This window comes from Burkholderia sp. Se-20373 (assembly GCF_017104705.1).
Classification (GTDB): Bacteria; Pseudomonadota; Gammaproteobacteria; order Burkholderiales; family Burkholderiaceae; genus Burkholderia.
Genome location: NZ_JAAGPH010000291.1, coordinates 1 through 3,455, shown reverse-complemented (window position 1 = coordinate 3,455; position 3,455 = coordinate 1). Strand labels below are relative to the sequence as shown.

General features: G+C 70.8%; 4 protein-coding genes. 3 read left to right on the top strand and 1 reads right to left on the bottom strand.

Features of this window, described 5'->3' with window-relative positions; all coding sequences use genetic code 11:
* On the top strand, nucleotides 1-1,061 hold a 1,061-nt coding region (locus G3N96_RS38055; RefSeq protein ID WP_206140429.1), incomplete at its 5' end, for an MFS transporter.
* Nucleotides 1,062-1,074: 13 nt separating this feature from the next.
* On the opposite strand, the gene G3N96_RS38050 is transcribed toward G3N96_RS38055, so the two are convergent.
* Nucleotides 1,075-1,527 (bottom strand): helix-turn-helix domain-containing protein, encoded by a 453-nt coding sequence (locus G3N96_RS38050; protein ID WP_171026832.1) that lies wholly within the window; start codon nucleotides 1,525-1,527, stop codon nucleotides 1,075-1,077.
* Nucleotides 1,528-1,681: 154 nt separating this feature from the next.
* Here G3N96_RS38050 and G3N96_RS39965 point away from each other — a divergent pair, with 154 nt between their 5' ends.
* Nucleotides 1,682-2,548 carry an MFS transporter gene (locus G3N96_RS39965; RefSeq protein WP_346778936.1) on the top strand — a complete coding sequence of 289 codons (867 nt, stop codon included), beginning with the start codon at nucleotides 1,682-1,684 and terminating at the stop codon, nucleotides 2,546-2,548.
* A gap of 52 nt (nucleotides 2,549-2,600) precedes the next feature.
* Nucleotides 2,601-3,455, top strand: an 855-nt coding sequence (gene sctJ, locus G3N96_RS38040) for a type III secretion inner membrane ring lipoprotein SctJ (protein WP_206140428.1), incomplete at its 3' end; no start/stop codon positions are given.

Here is a 3,455-nt window from a genome sequence, read left to right as displayed (position 1 = left end):
GCAACGACGCGTGCCGGCACGACCCGCGCCTGCGGGCGCGAGCCGTGGGCGGGTGGACGGCGGCCGGTTCGATTTCGATCGCCGCCGGCCCGGTGGTCGGCGGCGTGCTGATCGCGGCGTTGGGCTGGCGCGGCATCTTCCTCGTGAACCTGCCGCTGTGTGCGGCCGGGCTGGCGGCTGCCTTTGCATGGATCCCCGCGGGCCGTGCGGCGGCGCCGGCCGCGCCCTCCCGTTCCATCCGCGCACTCGACCTGCACGGCCAGTTCATCGCGATCGCGATGCTGACCGCGCTGACCGGCGCCGTGATCGAATGGCGGCCGCTCGGCTTCACGCATCCGGTCGTCGCCGGCGGCTTCGCGCTGGCCGCCCTCGCGGCGCTCGGGTTCGTCGCGGTGGAAGCGCGCACGGCCACGCCGATGCTGCCGCTGTCACTGTTCCGCCATCGCACTTTCAGCGCGGCCGTGCTGTTCGGGATCTGCGTGAACCTCACGTACTACGGCACCGCGTTCGTGCTCGCGCTGTACCTGCAGCGCGCACGCAGCGAAACGGCGTTGCAGGCGGGCCTTGCGTTCCTGCCGCTGACCGGCGGCTTCCTGCTGTCGAACCTCGCCAGCGGCCGTGTCGTGGCGCGTCACGGCCCGCGGGCGCCGATGCTGGCGGGCGCGCTCGTCGCCGCGCTCGGCTACGGGTCGCTGCATTTCGTCGACGCGTCGACACCGCTGGCCGTCCTGCTCGCGCCGTTCCTGCTGATTCCGACCGGCATGGGCTTCGCGGTGCCGGCGATGACGACCGCCGTGCTCGCGTCGGTCGCGCCCGAACGGGCCGGCATCGCGTCGGCCGTGCTGAATACCGCGCGGCAGGCCGGCGGCGCGATGGGCGTGGCTGCGTTCGGCGCGCTCGCCGGCGGTGGCGGCGCGGCGCAGGTCGTGAACGGATTGCGGATCGAAACGGCCGTGTCGGTCGCGCTGCTCGTCACCGCCGCGCTGCTCGCGACGCGGGTGCGGCCCGATGCGCATCGTGGCGCGTCGTCCGCGCGTCAGGTCGCGACGGCGGCCGATTGAACAACGGGCACGGTCACGCGTCGCCGACCTTCCTCACGACCGTCTCGGCCGCCTTCAAAGGCCGGCCGTCGTCATGCCGCAGTGCGAGCTTGCGGACCGCGCGCCCCGTGCTGCGGTCAACCAGCACCGAATGCGGCTCGCCGCGCGCAAACAGGTTCGCCTCCCCCCACTGCCTCAGCATCACGATCACCGGAAACAGCCCTTCGCCCTTTTTGGTCAGCGCGTACTCCTGATACGCGGTGCCGTCCGATGCCGGCACGACGTCGAACACGCCGGCGTCCACCAGCATCTTCAGCCGGTCGGACAGGATGTTGCTCGCGACACCGAGGCTCGCGCGGAAATCGCCGAACCGGCGCACGCCGTCGAACGCATCGCGCACGATCAGCAACGCCCAGCGATCGCCGACGATATCGGTCGCCCGCGCCACCGGGCACGGCGAATCCGCAAGACTTTTCTGCCTGGCCATGTTCCTCTCCGCAATCTTGCCGGCCGCCTTCGCGGCGACGCCGGCCATCCGTGCGCGGACGGCTCGCCCGCCGCCCAACAAGTTGCATTTTAAAACTACTTTTCCTACACTCCACACCAGTTTCAATTTGCAACTACATTGCACGAGGTAACCCATGGCGTCTTCCTGTCATTCCGGCACCGTTGCGTCGACCGCGCCGGCCCATGCCGCGCATCCGCCCGACGGCGACCGCCTGTCCGCGGCGCGCGTCGCGTTGCTGGCCGTCTGCTGCGCGGCCAGTGTCGCGAACGTCTACTATGCGCAGCCGCTGCTCGATTCGATCGCGCGGGATTTCCGCGTGTCGCAGGCAGCCGTCGGCGGCGTCATCACCGCGACGCAGCTCGGCTGTGCGCTCGCGCTGCTGTTCGTCGTGCCGCTCGGCGACCTGCTGAACCGCAAGCGCCTGATCACCGTGCAGCTTCTGCTGCTGACGGCGGCCTGCATCGGCGTCGCCGCCTCGTCGACGCGCGTCGCGCTGCTGGCCGGGATGGTCGCGGTCGGGCTGCTCGGCACCGCGATGACGCAAGGGCTGATCGCGTGCTCGGCCGCGCTCGCGGGCGCCGCGCAACAAACGGGCTCGGCGTCCGATCCGGCGCAGGTGCGCCAGTTCGATGCGCTGATGCAGCCGGGCGCATCGCCGGCCGCGCCGCCGTCTTCGTCGGGCGTCGCGATGTCGCGCGCACCGGCGGATGCGGCGCCGGCCGTGCAGATGACGCCCGCGCAGGCGAACCCGTCGTCGCTCGTCGAGCGGTTGCGCACCTACGGCAACGATCTCGACGCGCGGTACGCGAACATCGACAAGCATCGCAGCGAGATGCTGACGTCGATGGCCGACAGCCGCAGCGATCCGATGATGACGATGGTGAAGGCGATGGATTTTCAGTGGACGGCGACCACCACGATTTCGGAATACCAGTTGAGCCTGTCGGTCGCGCAGGCGGCGAACGGCTTCACGCACACGGTGCTGAAGACGCAGGAGTGATGGCGTGCGCGCGTGCCGCTTACGGCCGCGCTCACACGGAAGCGGAAAAACGATGACGACGATCGATTCGACGCCGCGCGCGCATGCGTGGCGCAGCCGGGCGGCGCGCGCGCTGCTCGCGGGGCTGCTCGTGCTGCTGGCCGGGTGCCAGAAGGAGCTGTACTCGGGCCTGTCGGAGCGCGATGCGAACCAGATGGTCGCGGTGCTCGGCGACGCGGGCATCAGCGCGTCGAAGGACAACGACGCGCGCGACACGTCGGACCGCAACGCGTGGCTCGTCAGCGTCGCGGACGGCGACATGCAGTCGGCGCTCACGGTACTGCAGGCGAACGGGTTGCCGAAGCCGAGCTACGCGAGCCTCGGCGAGCTGTTCCAGAAACAGGGCCTCGTATCGACGCCGGCCGAGGAGCGCGTGCGCTACCTGTACGGCGTGTCGCAGGACCTGTCGCGCACGCTGCAGGACATCGAGGGCGTGGTCGTCGCGCGCGTGCAGGTCGTGATTCCGGAGAACGATCCGCTCGCGGACAAGATCAAGCCTTCGTCCGCGGCCGTCTATATCCGCTACCGGCCCGGCGTCGACCTGCGCGCGATGGCGCCGATGGTCAAGGACCTCGTCGCGCACAGCATCGAAGGGCTGCAGTACGACAACGTGTCGCTGTTCCTGCAGCCGGCCGCCGCGCGCACGACGCGCGTGGACGGCATCGGCAGCGCGATGACCGACATCGTGCGGCTGCGCTCGCCGCTCGGCTGGCTCGTGTTCGCGCTGATCCTGCTGACCTGCGCGGTGATCGCGCTGTCGGCGGCGCGGCGCGGGATGTTCGGTGCACGGCTCGCAGGCCTGCTCGGCGCATCGCGCGCGGGGCACGGGGCGACCGGTTCCGGCGGCCTGCGCACGCCGGACGGCGCG